13 protein-coding genes are annotated in these 17,815 nt (G+C 70.5%); 11 read left to right on the top strand and 2 right to left on the bottom strand.

The window, feature by feature from the left end; all coding sequences use genetic code 11:
- Positions 1-94: 94 nt before the first annotated feature.
- Both FNH09_RS48105 and FNH09_RS02010 read right to left on the bottom strand, forming a co-directional pair.
- Complete coding sequence (locus tag FNH09_RS48105; RefSeq protein WP_238426387.1) at positions 95-1,531, bottom strand: hypothetical protein; 1,437 nt, start codon at positions 1,529-1,531, stop codon at positions 95-97.
- A 25-nt stretch (positions 1,532-1,556) separates the two neighbouring features.
- Positions 1,557-2,966, bottom strand: coding sequence for a hypothetical protein (locus FNH09_RS02010; RefSeq protein WP_162467999.1), 1,410 nt, complete (start codon positions 2,964-2,966; stop codon positions 1,557-1,559).
- 710 nt (positions 2,967-3,676) lie between these two features.
- Here FNH09_RS02010 and FNH09_RS02005 point away from each other — a divergent pair.
- From FNH09_RS02005 to FNH09_RS48100, 11 genes are all read left to right on the top strand, one after another.
- Complete coding sequence (locus tag FNH09_RS02005) at positions 3,677-4,606, top strand: conjugal transfer protein (RefSeq protein WP_152884423.1); 930 nt, start codon at positions 3,677-3,679, stop codon at positions 4,604-4,606.
- Positions 4,603-4,944: a hypothetical protein gene (locus tag FNH09_RS02000; RefSeq protein ID WP_162467998.1), complete on the top strand. Its 342-nt coding sequence runs from the start codon at positions 4,603-4,605 to the stop codon at positions 4,942-4,944. The genes FNH09_RS02005 and FNH09_RS02000 overlap by 4 nt, the downstream gene beginning before the upstream one ends.
- Entirely contained in the window at positions 4,941-5,525 is a 585-nt protein-coding gene (locus FNH09_RS01995; protein ID WP_162467997.1) for a hypothetical protein, read from the top strand. Before FNH09_RS02000 ends, FNH09_RS01995 begins: the two co-directional genes overlap by 4 nt.
- Positions 5,522-8,203 carry an ATP-binding protein gene (locus tag FNH09_RS01990; protein WP_162467996.1) on the top strand — a complete coding sequence of 894 codons (2,682 nt, stop codon included), beginning with the start codon at positions 5,522-5,524 and terminating at the stop codon, positions 8,201-8,203. Before FNH09_RS01995 ends, FNH09_RS01990 begins: the two co-directional genes overlap by 4 nt.
- A complete protein-coding gene (locus tag FNH09_RS01985) occupies positions 8,203-8,559 on the top strand; it encodes a hypothetical protein (protein WP_152884421.1) in 357 nt (118 codons plus the stop codon). Before FNH09_RS01990 ends, FNH09_RS01985 begins: the two co-directional genes overlap by 1 nt.
- A 1-nt stretch (position 8,560) precedes the next feature.
- Positions 8,561-11,296: a hypothetical protein gene (locus FNH09_RS01980; RefSeq protein WP_162467995.1), complete on the top strand. Its 2,736-nt coding sequence runs from the start codon at positions 8,561-8,563 to the stop codon at positions 11,294-11,296.
- A 92-nt stretch (positions 11,297-11,388) separates the two neighbouring features.
- Entirely contained in the window at positions 11,389-12,444 is a 1,056-nt protein-coding gene (locus tag FNH09_RS01975) for a C40 family peptidase (protein ID WP_238426386.1), read from the top strand.
- 260 nt (positions 12,445-12,704) lie between these two features.
- A complete protein-coding gene (locus FNH09_RS46965; protein ID WP_338017437.1) occupies positions 12,705-13,085 on the top strand; it encodes a hypothetical protein in 381 nt (126 codons plus the stop codon).
- Entirely contained in the window at positions 13,061-15,691 is a 2,631-nt protein-coding gene (locus FNH09_RS01965) for an ATP/GTP-binding protein (protein ID WP_162467993.1), read from the top strand. The genes FNH09_RS46965 and FNH09_RS01965 overlap by 25 nt, the downstream gene beginning before the upstream one ends.
- Before the next feature lie 608 nt (positions 15,692-16,299).
- Positions 16,300-16,836 carry a hypothetical protein gene (locus FNH09_RS01960; RefSeq protein ID WP_152884416.1) on the top strand — a complete coding sequence of 179 codons (537 nt, stop codon included), beginning with the start codon at positions 16,300-16,302 and terminating at the stop codon, positions 16,834-16,836.
- On the top strand, positions 16,830-17,759 hold the full coding sequence (locus tag FNH09_RS48100) for an ATP/GTP-binding protein (protein WP_238426385.1): 930 nt from the start codon (positions 16,830-16,832) through the stop codon (positions 17,757-17,759). Before FNH09_RS01960 ends, FNH09_RS48100 begins: the two co-directional genes overlap by 7 nt.
- The last annotated feature ends 56 nt before the right edge of the window (positions 17,760-17,815 follow it).

Below are 17,815 nucleotides of genomic sequence, written 5' to 3'. Positions count from 1 at the left end.
GTCGCGGAGATGACGAGAAAGGCCGCCAGCCTGGGGCAGCAAGCGTTTGTCCGAACCGTCGTGGCTTGATCAGCGTTCTGCTCTCACGTTGCCGTCAGGCGCTCTGGCATAACGGCGGCAGGAGTCCGTCGCCCGGCCAGAAGGGCTGCTCGGCCGCGAGGCTGGTGAGGAACATGCCGACCTCGGTCAGGACCTTGATGCGGTCGTCCAGCCCGTAGACGGTGAACTCCCCTGCTGCAGCGTCGAAGGCGCGCACCTCGCTGTCGGGGCCGGTACAGATCAGAGCCCGGGCGACTTCGGAAAGCCCGAGGCTGAGGGCGTCGCACATCTGGGTCCGCACAAGGTGCACCAGGTCCACGGTGACGCGTTCCCAGTCGCCGACCGTCGGCCAGTCGACGCCGCCGTTCAGTTCGTGGGTGAGGGTGGCCAGCGGGATGATCTCGCCCGGCTGCCTTCCTCGGGTGAGGAGGGCGTGGATCCGGGTGCCGTCGGGCTGGAGTACCTGCGGGTGGAGCAGGGTGTCGGCGGCCACGAGGGTGGTGTTGATCTCCTGGCTTCTGGGGCCTGGGTAGTAGGGCTCGTGCGCGAAGAGCAGGTAGACGCCTGAGGTGCGGGTAGCGGCGTTGGGATCGGGCATGACGAGTGCTCCCTCCAGCAGTGACGTGCCGGGCGTGTGCTGCGGTGCTGGCCGTGTCGTCGACCGGGCGCCAGGCGGCCGACCCGGCTTGCTGACCTGGGCAGCGCGGTCCGACCCGGCCTGGGCGGGTGCGTGTTTGAGGATCTGGGCGACCTGGTCGGCGAGCAGGAGCATCAGCCGTTCGCGGGCGATCAGTTCGCATGAGGCCGAGCGAGTGTCGTGCGTTTCGAGCAGGTCGGCGGCGTCCCACAGCAGGTGCTGGCCGATCTCGGCCGACCGACGCAGTTCGTAGCGGTCGCTGCCTGCGGCGGCCTGGACGCGGCAGGTATGCAGGGCGGCGAGGCGCTGGAGGTAACGGCAGGCGCTGGCGCCTTCGACGCTGCGGACGTGTTCGCGGGCCCGGACGTCCACCCGACCGGGGAGGTGTTCGGCGAGCAGCGGCGCAAGCACTATCGCTGGCAGGGCGACATCGGCGGCGATGCCGTCGGCCATGGCGAACAGGCCGACGATCAGGGTTGAGAACGCGACCGCGACGGCTGTGAAGCGCAACGAGCCGGGGATGCCGGGGGCCAGGCCGAGGTGCCGGGCGGGGCGCCTGGTCAGCCAGCGCAGGACCAAGCGTTGCATGGACGTGGCCGATGGGGTGAGGACTGCGATCTGGTGGGGGAGTTCGGGCCGGGAGCCGTCGCCGGGGATCGTCCAGGCGAGCCAGCCCCACCGGGTTCGCTCGTAGACGAGCACGGGTTCGCACTCGGCTGTGCAGGTGGGGTCGCGGACGTGGCCGGTTCGCAGGGCGCGTGCGTGTTCTGCCTCCCACCGGCCTGGGTCAGCCGCGAAGGGGTGCCGGTGCTCGGTGATGCCGCTTGGCGGTGGTGTGCGGCAGGTGTCGGTCACGGGCTGCTTCCTTCCGCTTGGTGGGTCAGGCGGAGGCGCACGTCGTGCAGTGGCCGTCGCCGTCGGGGTGAGCGCGCCGGGGTGTGGGGCCGGGGCAGGTACGGCAGAGCGGCCAGCCGAGGCAGGCCGGGCAGAGATCCTCGCCGGGGGCGGTTGCGGGAGCGCCGCAGCCGGCGCATTCGGTAAGAGCCCGGTAGGTCAGGGCCTCGCTCACCGTGCGTGTGGCAGCGGAGCCGCTCATCGGCTGTGGCGGCGGGTCGTCCCGCACGGGTGCGTCGTGATGGCCGGCCGCGAAAGTGGGCGGCGGGTAGGCCTGAGCGGCGCGCAGGCGGGCCGCAATGATCGCGCCGACCGTGGTGCGCACCGGATGGGGCAGGGGCCGGGCAGCGATGACGTGCCGCAGCTGTTCATAACTCCAGCCGGATTCCAGCATCACGGTCACGACGCGGCCTTGGTCGGTCAGCGCCTGCCCGGTCAGCAGCAGCTCGGGGCGAGTCGCCCCGAGGTCGAGCAGCAGCCGGATCCCCGGGTGCATCTCATCCGTCACAGGCACGGTCGGCGGGGACGGCGGCGTGTCCGATTGGTCTGTCCGTCCCGGTGTTCGCGTCGCTTCGCGGTGGCACGGACGGAGGGGTCTGGTGTTCTGCTTGTTGGTCTTCTTTCTGTTGGTGTTCTTAGTGGACCGATCAGCCAACGTAGGGTCATCCACTGGTGGAAAACCTGACTCTGGTTGTGACCTGCTGCTTTGCAGAGCGGGCAGGTCGGTGATGAAATACGCCGCCGCACCGAGGGTGCCGTCTGGGCCGCGCTCGCGTTCCCGCACCAGGAAGCCGTGCTTCTCCAGCTCCTTCAGCCCGCTCTTGACGGCTGAGTCACCGTCGTGGCCACGACGGGCGATATCGGCAACCGTCATCCGCCAGCCGTCCCGATGCGTGGACAGCAGTCCGAACAGGCCCTTGGCCTTGAAGGACAGCTGCGTGTCGCGGAAGAGCCCGTTGGCGATCTGGGTGAACTGATCGGCCGCCATCACGCCCCGGCGAATCCCCGCCGGGCGGCCGCCGGTGTGCTCGGCCCCGGGGGCCGTGCCCACCAAGTCAGCCTCCAACAGCGCGACGTCCAAGGTGGCCGGGCGGTCCGTAATGCAGTAGACGATCTCGCCCAGGGTGCCGTCCGGGCGGCGCAGACGTTCACGGATCAGGTAGCCGTGCGCCTCGAGCTCCTGCAGGCCGGTGCGTACCGCTTCGCGTCCGTCCGGGCCCAGGCGGACGAGGTCGGTGACCGTCACCTGCCAGCCGTTCCTGTGCGTGCTGACGTACCCGAAGATCCCCTTGGCTTTGAACGACAGCCCGGATGCACGGAACAGCACGTTGGCGATCTGGGTGAACTGATCGGCCGCCATGACGCCCCGGCGGATCCCGGCCCCGAAGCGGCTCACCGCCGTATTCCCGACGCATGCCGCGGGCGGTGCCCACGGCGGCACACCGGGCCCGCCGCGGTGGTGGGGCGGTCGGTGGTCCTGGGCGTGGAGGCGTGCGTGTGTTCCATGGCGTCAGCTCACCGGCCGACCCCGACCAGGCTGACGGCCACGAGCCCCGACCATCGGTCACGATCCGGCAACGGCGCCGTCTAGCTGCCGTGGTCGGGCTCATGGTCTGGGCCGACCACGCGCCTTCAGCTCGGGCCGTCAGTGATTGCGCAGTCGACTGCGCAGCCCTGGAAAGGGGTTGCGCAGTCGGCTGCGCAACCGGCCTGGGGATCCTGCGCAGTCGAGTTGTGCTGGGGCGGCTGCGCAGTCCGCCCGGACTTCCTGATCTTCTCTTGCGCAGGTCCGTCTCGCGCACCGCGCAGGCCTCTGTCGCGGTCCGGCCGGCTTCCGTCTGCGCATGGGTGTCCGGGCCCTGTGACCGGGCAGCACATGATCGCGTGGCAGCCGCCGGTCCGGGCAAAGCGCGCCGGACGCGGTGACCTGCAGCCGACTCGCAGCAGACCCATGGTCGGGGTCATGGTCGGCCCGACCATGACCCCGACCACGGACTTCGTGTCCCCATCGTGACCGTGGTCGGGGGTTCGTGGTCGGTGGTCGGGTCGGGGTCGACGGGTTTTCTCAAGGTCAGCAACTACACGTTCTGACCTGGGAGTTTGACCATGTCCCCTGGCAAGCCGTCCGCACAGAGCGAGGCCGCTGCTCCGATGGTGGCCGGCGCCCGGCTGGAGGCGATGCACCGCCGCGTACGCCTGTCACGCGTGGCGGTCTGGACCCTCATCGCGGCCGGCCCCATCGCCCTGTGCGTCGCCGTCGCCTCCACCCCGACCACGCTCGCGGCAGCCCCCGCGGCCAAGCCCACCGCCGTGCGCACCGCGACATCCGCCGCCCCGGGCGGCTATGCGCAGGTGTTCGTCGGCGCGTGGTTGCGCAGCAACGCGAACAACGAGACGACTGCGCAGGCGCGGCTTGCGCAGTCGATGGCGCCGGACGTCGAGTTGCCCGCCCCTGCCGCCGGTGCGCAATCGGCGCCGCAGTACGTGACGGCAGTGCGCAGTGCGCAGCGGGCGGACGGTGCGTGGTCGGTGACGGTAGCTGCGCAGTACGCAGGCGGCTCGGTGCGGTACTACGCCGTGCCGGTGGCCTCCGACAGCACAGGCTCCTCGTTCACGGTGACCGGTGCGCCTTGCGTGGTAGCCGGCCCGGACCGGGCCGAGGTGGCGAAGTCGTCGTACTCGGTGACCGTCTCAGAGGGGGATCTGTCGTCTGCTGTCGGGCAGTTCCTCGCCGCCTACCTGACGGGGGCCGGAGAGGTCGACCGCTATCTCGCGCCCGGCGTGAAGCTCACCGCCGTCTCCCCCGCCCCGTACACGGCTGTTGCCGTCCAGCAGGTGTCCGCCGTCGAAGAGGCCGCGGCCGCCGGGCAGCTGCCGGCGGACGGTACGAAGGTGCGGGTCCTCGCTGCGGTGGAAGCCCGTGACGCGACCGGCCGGTGGCCGCTGGCGTACGAGCTCGACCTCAAGGCCCGCTCGGGCCGGTGGGAAGTCGCCGCGCTGGAGTCCGGGGCTGCCCAGGACGGGGGTGCCCGGTGAACACCGTGCACAGCCTGATACTCGCCGGGCAGCTGGACGATCTCGGCAACTCGTGGATCAACATGTTCAAGGAGTGGGCGACGAAGGGGCTGCAGGCCGGTCTGATCTGCCTGGTCGTCGTCATCATGATCCAGAAGTTCTCGCTGAAGGCGGGGATCGGTGCCCTGCTCCTGATGGTGATCGCGCTGGGTCTGTACGACTCGCGCAACGACCTGGCGAACATGTTCACCGACGAGGTGAAGAACCCGTCCAAGGGGGCGCCCGCCGTTCCTGGGATCGTCCGGTCCGAACTCCCGGCCTCGCATGACCACTCGCCGGGCGTCGGGGGCCGGCTGTGAGCGCGGCCGTCGCGGCACGGGTGGGCCGCTTCTACACCGCCGCCCGCCGCCACCCTTGGGTACTGGGCAAGGTCGCGGACTGGAAGATCCCGCTCGGCCCGTACACGCCCGCGCAGATCGCGGTCGCCGTCGGCGGCGGCTTCGTTCTGGTCAAGACGATCAGTTGGTGGTCGTGGATGGGGCCGGTCCCCGTCGTGGGGTGGGGCCTGGTCATCTGGATGGTGCGCCGGCCGAAGGTCCGGGGTCGTGCGCCGATGCAGGCCGCTTTGGGCTGGGTGCTGCTCGGTCGGCAGCCCCGCGGAGGGCGGATCGGCGGGCGGGCCGCCCGCGACCGCGCTCCCCACCCGCTGCTCGGCGGCTTCACCATCGAGGACAGGCCCGCGCCCGCTCCCCTCCCGGCTGCTCAGGCCGCGCCTTCCCCTGCCGTTCAGCGGCGTCCAGCCTGGGCTCCGCGCCCGGTCCCGGCCGCAGACCGCGCGTCCGCACTCAGCCGCACCCAACCAGTTGCTCCCACGGCATCGGGGCCGGTGTCGGGCGTGCAGCAGCTGCTCGCGCTCGCCCAGCAGGGGGGTGCGCGGTGAGGGTCCCGATCCGTCACATCGCCGGGCATCTGGTGTGGTCGACGCAGGGCAGCGTGTGGGCCCTCTACCGCCTGCACCCGGGCCCGGACGCGCAGGGACGCCGCGAGGAGACCGTCCAGGGCACCTACGTGCCCGCCCCCGTCCGCGACGAACAACTCGCCAAAATCACCCACCTGGTGCGCTCGCTGTCCGGGGCCCCACGCCTGTACGGCATGTGCGCCCAGGTCGACCCGGGCGAGATCGCCCTCAGGATGATCGAGGGCATCGAGCCGGCCGAGCAGGCACCCGGTGCGGGCCGGCACCCGTGGGTGGAGAACGTCGAGGCCGCCCTCGACCTGCTCGACGACCAAGAGATGCACCGCCGCACCCTGTGGCTGGCCGTGCCCCTGCAGACCGAAACAGGCAGCCTGGTGTCGGCATCCCTCGGCGCGGCGTGGGCCGAGGTCGCACCGATGCTGGGCATGCGCCCGGCGCCGGTGGCCCGGCGCGAGGTGAGCGCGTATCGCGAGCAGGCTGCGCGGGTGGAGGCCGCGCTCGCCGGCGGCATCGCCTTCCGCCCCGCCCGTCCGGCGGAGATCGTGTGGATGATCCAGCACGCCTTGCACCGCGGCCTTGCCGAGCCGCTGCTGGCGGAGGCCGAGACCAGCGAGATGTACGGCGGGCAGCTCCGCGACGGGGTGCTGCGCTCCCCCAGCTACGCCGACCTCGGCCAGGTCCGCCTGCAGGAGGGCGGCATCGACCCCGACCTCGACGACGCCCGTGAGCTCAAGAGCGCGGGCCGGATCACCCGGTCGGGCCGCAAGGCCTGGTGGCGAGTGAACACCGGCTCACCGCTCGGGCGGCGCTGGCTGCAGGTCGAGTCCGACAACGGGGTGGGCTACCAGGCACAGTTGGCTCTGGCCGAATGCCCGCCCGCGGTCAGCCAGGACGCCGCCGACCTGTTCGCCCAGCTGGAGCTGCTCGACTTCCCCGTCGACTACACCGTCGACCTCACCCTCGTGCCCGCGGAGAAGGCCCGCGACCAGGTGCGGCGCAAGAAGAACGAACTCATCGACCAGGCCGACCAGTACGACGCCCGCCCCACCGGCATGCCCGCCTCGCTGACCGAGGCCGCCCGCGACCTGGGCGAGCTCGATGCCCGTCTCTCCCGCACCAGCGTGGAGGTCGAGGTGCAGTCGGTGACGGCGCTGACAGTGTGGGGGCCGACCGCCGCGATCTGCGACGCGAGGGCCCGCGCCCTGGCCGCGCTGCTCGGCGGCGCCGACTACCGCGCCGTGCGCCCGGCCGGCCTGCAGGAGGCCCTCTTCACCCTCGGCCTGCCCGGCACCGTACGGCCGGGAATCGTGCGGGAGTTCACCCAGCACCAAGTCTCCGAAGACTGGGCTCTGGGCGGGGCCTTCACCGCTGCGGAGGTCGGCGACCCCAACGGCATGTTCCTCGGGATCGACCTGGACTGCGGTACCACCCGCCCCGTCATGATCAACGTGGCGGATGCGCCCAAGGTCGACGCATCAGCGTCGATGGGGATCGTCGGGGATCTGGGCGCGGGCAAGAGCGTGCTGCAGAAGCTGATCGCCGAGGCCGTGTGGGCGCGGGGCGGCTGCGCAATCTGCATCGACCGTACCCCCGTACGCGAGTGGGCGACCTTCGCGCGCACTGCCGCCAAGGGCCGCGTCCAGATCATCGACGCCGCCCAGGCCGAAGTGTCCATCGACCCGCTGCGCATGTTCGACGGTCCCGAGGGACGGCACTACGCCTTGTCCTACCTCACCCTGCAGCTCGGCATCGGCCCGATGAGCACCAGCGGCGAGGTCCTCCACCACGCCGTCGAGCAGGCCGCCCTCAGCGACGCCCCCTCCATGCACCGCGTCCTTGAGGTCCTCGAGGAGATGGCCACACGCAAGGCGGGCAAACGGCAGGACGCAGCCGCCACGCTCGCCGGCCTCATCCGGGTCGTCGCCACCAACTCCCTGGCCCGGATGGTCTTCGACCCGACGCTGCCGCCGGTGCGGCTGGACGCCTCCAGCGCCTGCGACATGATCGTCATCACCACCACGGGTCTGAAGCTGCCCCCGAAGGCCGCGTTCGCCAACCCCGAGATCCTGCACCAGCAGCCGCTCGAGGCGCTGATCGGCCGGGCGGTGCTCTACCTGATCGCCGCGCTCGCCCGGCAGACCGCCTTCGAGGACCCCGCACGGTTCACCGCCGTCGTCCTGGACGAGCTGTACTGGCTCACCTCGTCCGCCGAAGGCACCGCGCTGGTCCACGAGATCCTCCACGACGGCCGCAAACACGGCGCAGGCCTGCTCGCCGGCTCGCACGACGCCGCAGAACTCGGCCCCGACCGCGGCCTGATGGCCTACCGGGCACTCGCCCGCACCGCCGACCGCGAACGCGCCCGCCGAGGCCTTGAGTTCGTCGGCCTCGACCCAAGCGACCCGGAGCTACTGCGGCTGGTGACCACCGGTCTGTCCCCCGTCGGCCACACGGGCCGCGAGGGCGAGTTCCTGCTGACCTGCCCGCGGCAGAACACCGGCCGCATCAAGGCCGTCATCCCGCGCATCCAGCGCATCACCACTTCCATCACCACCACGCCAGGACGCCGCACGAGCGCCCCACCGCGCTCCGCATCCGCTGCCGGTGAGGTCATGGGTGCCCGTCCGAAGGAGCACCTCTGATGCCCACTTCTTCCGGGGCCCGTTCTGGGCGTATCGCCGCGGCCGGGAGCATCCTCACCGTGATCGCCGTCGTCGGCGGCGCGGTCATCCTCGCTCTCGGGGTGTGCCTGCCGGAAACTTGGTGGCCTCACACCGGGCAGGCGTTCGCCACCGATGCCCGCCCCGCGCACCACGAGCCCTGCGCGGCGATCGTCGGCCCGGCCAAGGCCTACTGCGAGCGCGGTGTCGCGGCCAATGCCTCCGCCGGTCATCAGAACGTGGCCGGCGGGACGTGGAGACTGGTGCCTGCCGGTGCGGGTGTGGGCGCTCTCGTGGTGTGGCGGCTGCGCGGCGCCGCTGGGCAAAGGCGGCGCTGACGTGTTCCGTCCAGACCTCGCGAGACTGCGTTCCGCCGGCTTCGTCGTGCTGCTCACCGGTGTGTTCCTCCTGGTGAACACGCAGGTCGTGTACGCGGCCGGCAGCAACAGCGAGACCGGAGATCTGCTCGCCCCGTTGAACATCTACTCGTCCGAGGGTGTCCCGATCGACGGGTACGACCTGAACGCCGACGGCGGGTCCATCGTCGCTTTCAAGTCGCAGGCCCTGGCCTTCGCCCTGTCCGGGCTGTTCACTCTGATCCGGCTGCTGGTCGGGCTGGCGGGGTGGGCGATCGAGGTCGCGTTCAGGTTCCCGCTGCTCAAGCTCCTCGCCAACCCGGCGCAGAAGGTCGCTGGCACCTACGACAGCGTGGTCGTCGACACGCTCGGGCTGAAGGGGCTGTTGCTGGCCTGGGCGTTTGTGTTCGCGGGGTTCATGATCGTGCGTGGCCGGGTCGGCCGCGGTCTGGGCGAAATCTTTCTCACCTTGCTCATCGGGGCGATCGCCGCGTCGGCTCTCATCCGCCCCGACACTCTGCTCGGCCCGGACGGGCCGCTGGGGCAGTCCCAGCAGGTGGCTGCCGAGGTCGCGCAGCAGAGCGTCGACTCCTATGACTGGGGCGGCAAGCTTGCCAGCTATGACCCGTGCGCGGGCATGGCCGGCAATGCCGAGATCAAGTGCGAGGAGCGGGAGGGCGAGGGGCCGGTCTCCTCGGCAGAGGTGGCCCGACCTCTCCAGGATTCCATCACCAATGCCTTGATTGTGAAGCCGTACATGCTGCTGCAGTACGGGCGCATCCTGGACCCGGCCAAGGATTCTGACCTCAAGGCGTACGCCGTCCATCTGAAGTGGGTCACCGGTGGTTACATGCCTCGTGCGGAGACGGAGCCCTCGGACAAGGCCAAGGACGCCTGCAAGAAGATCGTCGGGCAGGCCAAGAAGTACTGCGAACGCGGTGTCGACGGCATCCCAACGCCCATCACCGATCCGCCGGAGCTCACGCCAGGCGGCGAACTCCTGTACGCCTCCAGCGCGATCGTCACCGACGAGGACCAGGCGTTCGCCGCGTTCCTCTCGGACATGAAGAAGGCCGGCCCGGTCGGAAAGTCGTGCGCGGCCTACGCCGAGAAGCCCACCTGGTGGCGAGTCGGCGGTGCCTTCCTGCTGCTGATCGCCGCGCTGTTCATCTGCGGCATGCTGCTGTCCAGCGCGATCGTTCTGCTCGGCACCCAGGGTGTGTGCGCGGCCGCGGCAACCGTCGGCGGTGTCACCTTCGTCGCGGGCATGCTGCCCGGGCCCGCGCGCCAGTCGGTGTGGAAGTGGCTGTCCGTGTGGGGCATCGCGGTCCTGGCCGTGGTCGGGATCTGCGCGTTCATTCCCTTCTTCGGGATCGCCGTAGACGCCACCATCACCCACGGGCCCGACCTGATGGTCGAGCGGATCCTGCTCATCGACGTCCTCGCCATCGCCGGAGCGGCTGGACACCGCAGACTGCTGACCGGGATCGCCTCCTTCGGCCGGCGCATGGCCATGCGGATGCGCTACGCCAAGGTCGGCGGTACCCACCTGCCCGGCGACACCTCCGAGCTCGGTGCCGCGCTCGCCATGAACTCCCCCGCAGCGATGGGCGGATACGGCGCGGGACTGCGTGCCTTCACCGGCGGGGGCGGCGGCAGGTTCGGGCTGCTCGGCACCCGGCAGCGGTTGATGGGCGCGCTCACTTCCCTGTTCGACGGAGCGGGCATGCCGGTGGACACCGGCGGCATCCTCGCCGATGCCACGGCCGAAGCCGGGCGCGGCCTGGCCCCGCTGACTGCGGCCGCGGCCGTGGGCGGGCTGGGCGCACGGCTCGGCGTCAAAGGTGCTGGCTGGCTGCTGATCGGACGGCGGCCGGACAAGGAGCAGTTGGCCAAGTGGCGCAAGCCCACCGCCGACGGCGATCCGAACACGGGCGGGTCATCGGACGGCGGTTCAGGCGGTAGGGGGCCGCGTCGGCCCGGGGGGCCGCCCGACCGGTATCGCAACGAGGACGGGCAGGTCGTCGACCGCAACACCGGCCAGGTGCTGCACGACCAGAACACCGACCGCACCCTGCTGTCGACCCGGGCCCACAACCGGCTGGTCCGCTTCCGCGGGTACCGCATCCTGCACCGCGGGGGCCGAGCCGTGTACGGGGCGACCGTTGGCCTGCCGGCCACTGTGCGCCGCGCGCGGTCGGGGGGCTCGCGCTACTCCCAGGACGCCCGACAGCAGGTGCGGGTATGGGGCAACACCGTCCGCGAGGACGGCCGGGCCTGGGGCGAGACCGGGCGCCACGTGGCCCGGGTCATCCGCGAGCACTCCGACGACAGCGGCGGAAGCGGTCCGTTCACCAGCCGCCGCCTGCCGACCGCCGCCACGCCGGCCGCGACCCCCCGCCCGGCACCCCGTCCGCGGCCTGAGCCCTCCGGTCGTCCTTCGGGCCATCCGGCCCCTGCCCCCGCACGGCCGGCCGCGCCTGCCGGCGGTCCCGCAGCAACTCCGCCCCCGGCACCGCTCCCCCGCCGGGACGGCCCTGCGCCGGTGCCTCGGCCCGACCTCGGCAGGCCCGGGCGTCCGGTTCGTCCCGGCGACGGTGACGCGGGCGGTTCCGCAGGCACCAGCAGCCAGGCCCGGATACAGGAGGCGATGCGGCAGGCCGAAGCGCTGCGCGAAATGCGGGCCCGGTGGGGGACCGAGGACGGTGAGGACGAGTGAGGCCGTCCCGGCGACGGATGGCGCGGTGGGGGTGTGTGGTGGCGCTGCTGATGTTTGCCGCCGTGTGCTGTGCCGCGCCGGTGGGGAACGCCATGAGCGCGTACGCCGCGCTGAAGACGGGTGCCCAGGACGACGGCGGGATCGCCGAGGGCGGCAGTGCCGCGGACATCCCGCCGCGCATGCTGGCCGCCTACAAGAAGGCTGTGCAGCAGGTCGGGACGTATATGCCGAAGTGCCAGGGTATGCGCTGGCCGATCCTGGCCGGGATCGCGAAGGTCGAGTCCAACCACGCGGTGGGCCGCAACATCGCCGTCAACGGCGACATCCGCCCGAAGATCTACGGGGTGCTCCTCAACGGCTCCGGCCAGGGCGGCAACACGACCGTCGTCTCGGACACCGACGGTGGCAAGTGGGACGGAACCTCTCAAGGGGAGCGTGCGGTCGGTCCGTTCCAGTTCCTGCCCTCCACGTGGGAGTCGATCAGCAAGGACGGCAACGGCGACATGGTCGCCGACCCGCATAACGCCGACGACGCAGCGCTCGGCGCCGCGATCTACCTGTGCGCAGGCGGCCGCGATCTGGCCAAGCGCGCCCAACTCACCGCCGCGATCTGGCAGTACAACCACTCGAACGCGTACGTCACAGGCGTGCTGGGCTGGATCGACCAGTACACGGCAGCCTCCAAGAACCCGGACCTGAAGAACGTCCCGGAAAAGGTCCGCACGGTGCTCGAGGCGGCGCTCTCCCAGCAAGGGGTGCCCTACTCGTGGGGCGGCGGCAACGCCAGCGGAAAGTCGTACGGCATCTGCTGCTCCCCCAGCGGCAAAAGCGGCACGGACATCAAAGGCTTCGACTGCTCCGGACTGGCTGTGTACGCGTACGCCAAGGTCGGCATCAGCCTGCCACGCACCGCGGCCGCCCAGGCCAGTACCGGCCATCGCATCCCCGCCAGCCTCGGCACCGGCGCCCTCGACCCGGGCGACCTCGTCTTTTACGCCTACGCCCCCGAACACGACACGACGATCTACCACGTCGGGATCTATGTCGGCAGCGGTCAAATGATCAACGCTGCCCGCCCGGGCACTGTCGTCCGGCTGGACTCGGTCACCGCCATGTCCGGCTTTGCGGGGGGCGCGAGGCTGCTGTGACCACCACCCCACGCTCCCCGCGTCTGCTGTTGCTGAGCACTGCACTGCTCGCCGTCGCCGGCATCGCCCTGCTGGTCATGGCGCACGATCAGGAGCCACTGGCTCCGGCAACGTCGTCGACCGCGCGGGCGACCACGGATCCGTCATCCGCGCCCGCTGCGCCGGGGCGGAAGCCAGCCGTGGCCACGGCTCCCTCCACGACACCCTCGGGATCGACACCGTCAGTCGCCCAGTCCGCTCTGCCGCCACATGGCGAGGGCGTGGCCGGCGACCGGGCCATCCAGCAGTCACTGGTGGCGGCCTGGCCCTGCGACCTCCCCGCCGCCGACGAGCGGGAGTTGCTCACCGCTGGTCGCGCGCTGCTGCGCGCGGACGCCACCGGAGTCGGCCGCGCAGCGTGGCCGGGCGTCTTTCCCGGCTCCGGCCAGGAGGTGGTCCCGGCGTTCGCCACCGCTCGTTTCCGCATCCAGGCGGCGATCGCCCGCCGCGACGGCAGGCCGGACAAGGCGGTGGTCCATCTGGTGTGGGCCGGCATGGACCGCGGCGGCACCTTCACCGACCTCCGCATTACCGACTGGCGCTTCGCCCGGACTACTTCGAAGAAGGAAGCAACGACGTGGAATCCGCAGCCCCGTACCTGACGGACCGGGCCGATGACACGGCCGCTGGTCAGGTACTCGGCCTGATCTCCAGCCTGGTCGACGCCGCCGACTGGCTCTACGACCATTGGTACCTGCCAGCCGTGGTCATTGCCGTGGCCTGGAGGGTCGGCAAGATGGTGGTGCGCCGGCTCGCGGCCAAGGCTTCGGCCGAGCGGATGGCCCTGGAGCTGGTGTCCAACCGGCACTTCGACCCCGGCCTGGAGGAGATCTTCCGCCGCGGCGTGCAGCTCGCCCGCGCGTCCACGGCCATGCCCTGGTGGGCGCCCCGCCGGACAAAAGCCGTGCAGATCCGGCTACGCGCGGACGGCTCCAGCCCGCTGCGCTACCGCATCGAGGGCCCGGCCGGCGGTCAACGGCTGTTGTCCATCACCCCGTTCGGGCCGGACGTCACTGTCACCCGGGGCCGGCCGATCGCCGACAAGTCGCGCACGCACACCGTGCGCGCGGAGTTCATCCTGCGCGGCAAGCCCACTGCCCCGCTGCGTGAGGTGCCCCTCACCCCTGACCCGCTGCAGCCCCTCATCGACGCCGTGGCCGACCTGCGCTCCGAGCTCGGCGACCTCGCCGAGATCCGGCTCGACATCCAGCGCGCCCCCAAATGGGCCCTGCGGGCACGCAGGATTCAGTTGCTGGGCGCCGCCCGCCGTGCGGAACGCCGGGAGGCCCAGCGGGCCGCGCGCTGGCTGCGGCAGGATGCCGGCGGCCTCGAGGATTCGCTTACCTGGCAGCTTCAGCAGCTGGTCAGTGACAAGCCCGCTGCGGGCGCCGGCCGGCGACTGGTCATGCCGCCGGTACCCCGCCGGGTCGAGCCAGCCGAGGCGCTGGGCAAGCTCGCCGACGACGACCACCTCGTCCGGGTTCAACTACTGGTGATGTGCGCCTCGAACACCGAGGGCCGCGCCCAGGCCCGGCTCGCCCAACTCCAAGCCGCGCTTGACGTGTTCGGCGGCCGCTCAAGGTGGGCCATGCGCGGATGGCGGCTGGGACCGTGGCGGATCGGCGCCGACCACTGGCCCACCAAGCGCGGCTTCGAGCGCCGCTGGAACCTGGGGCACTGCCAGCCGCCTCGCGCCAACTGGGTGAGGCTGGAAGAGCTGACGGGCCTGCTCAAGCCGCCCACCATCAACTGCCGTCTGCCGGTGCTCGCCGGGGACCTGCCGACGTTCGAGTTCGGCGATCCGAAGCTGCTGCTGCAGGGCACCTACCGGGGCCCGGACGGCCGTGAGCGCCTGGTCGCCACCTACGCTGAGGAGACCCTGTTCGAGGTCGGCGTGGGCAAGGCAGGCGGCGGCAAGACCGAGCGGGCTTTGGCACAGGCGATCGGCTGGGCGCATGCCGGGGGCGGCCTGCTGTTCGTCGACCCGCACCGCGACTCCTGGCCCCGCGCCCTCCCGTTCCTGGCCCACGGCCATCTGATGCGGCGGATCGCGCTCGTCGACCTCAACGGCCTCGGCGACAACCCGCGGGTGAGTTCGTGGAATCCGCTCGGCATGCACCAGGGCCAAACGGCGCACGAGGTCGTCGAGGCGATCGCTGACGCCTACGCCTCTGCGTTGGCCTGGGACGACGCAACCGCACCCCGGGCGATCACCATCCTCACCGCCGCGCTGGCCGTCCTGATCGCCGTCAACGAGGCCGCCTGCCGGGTCGGCCGCCCCGAGGACCAGGCCACGATCTTCCACGTGCGTGCACTGCTCGCTGATACCGCGTTCCGCAAGTCGGCGCTTGCCGCGGTCGCCGACCGTCTGGACGGGGAGACCCGATCCTGGTGGCAGGTGGTCTTCCCGACCTTGCCGCCGGACGCGTTCGCCGTCGTCCTCAACCCGATTGCCCGGCTGGCCGCCAACCCGATCACTCGTGCCTTCCTCGGCCAGCCGGTCGGCGTCTACAACATCCGCGGGGCAATGGACTCGCGGATGGTCGTGTGGGTGTGCCCGGGCGGCAACGGGCCCACCGACCGGCTGGTGACCGCGCTGCTGGCCCGTGATCTGCTGCGGGCCGTGCGCTCCCGGCGTGACACCCCGGAAGCCAAGCGGGTGCCCTTCCGAACGTACTTCGACGAGCTGATCACGCTGACTGGCGCGGCGCCCGAGACCATCGCTGCCATGTTCGAGGACTTTCGGAAGTACAAGTGCCAGGTCCACGGCATGACGCAGCTGCTGGCACGCCTGCCCTCGCCGGTGCGACTGTCCCTGGTGCAGAACGCGTCCACGCTGGCCACCACAGCCGGGTCGAAGTCCTCGATCGCGCCGATCACCGCCGAGTGGGGCGACAGCCCGAGCCCGGACCGGGTCGCCACCATGGCACGCTTCGAGCACTACGCCTCCATGAACGTGCGCGGCCGCCGTGTCGGACCCGTCCAGTTGCGCGGCCCCTATCTCGACGACGTCTTCGCCGCCCAGGCACGCCCGCAGCACGTCCCCGCCCTGGACCGGGCCGCCCAGGCGAACGCCCAAGCGCTCCCTCTGGACCAGCTCACCGATCGCGTCGCGCAGCAGCTCGGCCGGGTCGCCGCCTTCCTCGCCGCGCACGCTCCTGCCGACGCCGCTGTCCACCTGTCGAAGGAGGAAAGCGAATGGAACTGACCACCGCCCAAAGCAAGGAACGGACGCCAGTGGGCTTCGCGCCCAGCCCCACATGCAGAGAGGGAGTGCACCCCTTGCCCAGCCGCGGGCCGCGCCTCCGCTCCCATCGGGGCCAGCCTCGGTCCGTGGGCGAAACGGGGACGTCGGTCGCTTTCCAGCGAGAGCAACTTGCCGATGCCACTGTCCTCGTGTGACCGCATTTGACCAGCGTTACTCAGGACAACTCGCTTATACGACTGGGAAGTTGACTGGCATTTGCGTAGTGTTCCGATCACAGAGAGCGCGAATGCCCGATCCAATCAGGGCTCACGGTCGGGTTGGGCTTCAGGGCGACTGCAGACTGGGCAGTCTGGTCGCCGGGCACTGATCAAGGAGGGATCGTGACCCGCCAGGTAGAGGCACAGCCGCGACTTTCACCCTGTGCGCCGCTCTGCACAAACGGATCACCGCAGCTTGGATGGGCCATGGCCCTGGTCTGCCGCCGCAAGGCGCCCAGGGAGGCGGCCATCTGCATCACGTTCGTATGGGGAGACAACGTGACACGAGGACCACATCGTTCGTCATGGCTGACCGCGGCCAGCATCCGATATCGACACACGGTGCCGGCCATGCTGGTGACCCTTTTCGCGGCCGCCGCGATGACGGGTTGCTCGTCCAGCGGCGACGGAAAGGCCGAGGAGTCGCCGAGTGCCAGCACTGCGAGCCCCACGAACTCCCCCAACGCTGAAGAAGCCCAGGCGCGGAAAGACGTCATCGCCGCTTACCGCGGCATGAACGACGAAGAGGTCAAGGCGTACGCGAAGTCGTCACTCGCCGGGAGCAACATCACCAAGTACGCCACTGGCGCAGCGCTACGGGACGCGAAGGACACGGTCTTCGTCAACATGCGGAACGGCATCGTCGTCAGGGGTGAACCAAAGGTGACAGCTACCGAAGATGACGTTGCGCTCAGTGCCGCGGGCACGCGGGCGACTCTCACCGTGTGCTTCGACCTGAACACGTGGGAGTCGATCGATAAGAAGACGGGCGAGAGCGTCACCCCACCCAAGCAGGTCAAGCGGTACGTCATCACCGCTCACCTCCAAAAGCAGAGCTCGGAGTGGCTGGTCACCGACGAGAAGGCGAACAAGGAGAAGACATGCTGAGCCAGCGCGCCCTGGCAGGCGCCGCGCTGGCCGCTCTGCTCGCCTTAGCGTCAGCAGAAGTCACCGCGTATGCCGGCGGTGGCAAGGTCGTCTGCAATGAGAGGGGCCTGTGCCGGGTCGTAGCCGACGACACCACCACCACACCTGGTAGAGACGGTAACGGCGAACAGGCCTCGGACGGCAAGTCCGCCAATCCGAAGTGCTACGACAGCAACATGGTCGGCGACACGGAAGTCCCCTGCTATCTGGAGCACTTTGGCTACTGGGTCAACGGCCGCAATTGCTACTTCCAGAGACTCGACCCCCAACCACCTGCGGGTGATCCCCGATGGGCGGGGCACACCCCGGAAGACGGCGCGGTCTACAGCGCGTACTGCCCTGACAACCCCAACATGACCAGCCAGTGGTTCGCCCAGCCTCCGAACGGCGCCGCGGGCGTGGATCCCGAAGTGCTGGCACTGCAGGCGGTCAAGAAGATGACGCTGAGCGGCCCGGACATCGCCAGCCCGCGCACTGCTGGCAAGTACATAGTCGGCGTTCCGATGTGGATGTGGGTCAACCAGAGCGCGACGACGTACGGGCCTCAGTCGGCGTCGGCGTCTGCCGGCACCGTGACGGTCACGGCGACGGCGAAGGTGTCGAAGATCGTATGGCAGATGGACGATGGCGCCACCGTGACGTGTACGGGCCCGGGCACGGTGTACTCCGCGTCGTCCGGCATGGCCGATTCCCCGACCTGCGGTCACCGCTACGCCAAAACCTCGGCTGAGGCCCAGGGCAGCAAGTACGCGGTGACCGCGACCTCGACGTGGTCGATCGACTGGGAAGTCACCGCCGGAGGAGGCGGACAGACCGGCCAGATGACGGAGACCCGGCAGTCCCGGATACAGGTGGCAGTCGGCGAACTGCAGGTCGTCAGATAACGCCACCGGAAGGACGAGACGTTGAGCAAGACCCAAGAATTAGACGCCGCCAGATC

This window comes from Streptomyces adustus (assembly GCF_009377175.1).
GTDB lineage: Bacteria > Actinomycetota > Actinomycetes > Streptomycetales > Streptomycetaceae > Streptomyces > Streptomyces adustus.
The sequence above is the reverse complement of the archived record's forward strand: the minus strand, read 5'-3'. Positions and strand labels throughout refer to the sequence as shown.

Bases quoted from the DNA above. Each gene is read 5' to 3' on its own strand.
- FNH09_RS02005 (WP_152884423.1), top strand. From the start codon at position 3,677: ATGTCCCCTGGCAAGCCGTCCGCACAGAGCGAGGCCGCTGCTCCGATG.
- FNH09_RS01985 (WP_152884421.1), top strand. From the start codon at position 8,203: ATGCCCACTTCTTCCGGGGCCCGTTCTGGGCGTATCGCCGCGGCCGGG.
- FNH09_RS01975 (WP_238426386.1), top strand. From the start codon at position 11,389: ATGAGCGCGTACGCCGCGCTGAAGACGGGTGCCCAGGACGACGGCGGG.
- FNH09_RS01960 (WP_152884416.1), top strand. From the start codon at position 16,300: ATGCTGGTGACCCTTTTCGCGGCCGCCGCGATGACGGGTTGCTCGTCC.
- FNH09_RS48100 (WP_238426385.1), top strand. From the start codon at position 16,830: ATGCTGAGCCAGCGCGCCCTGGCAGGCGCCGCGCTGGCCGCTCTGCTC.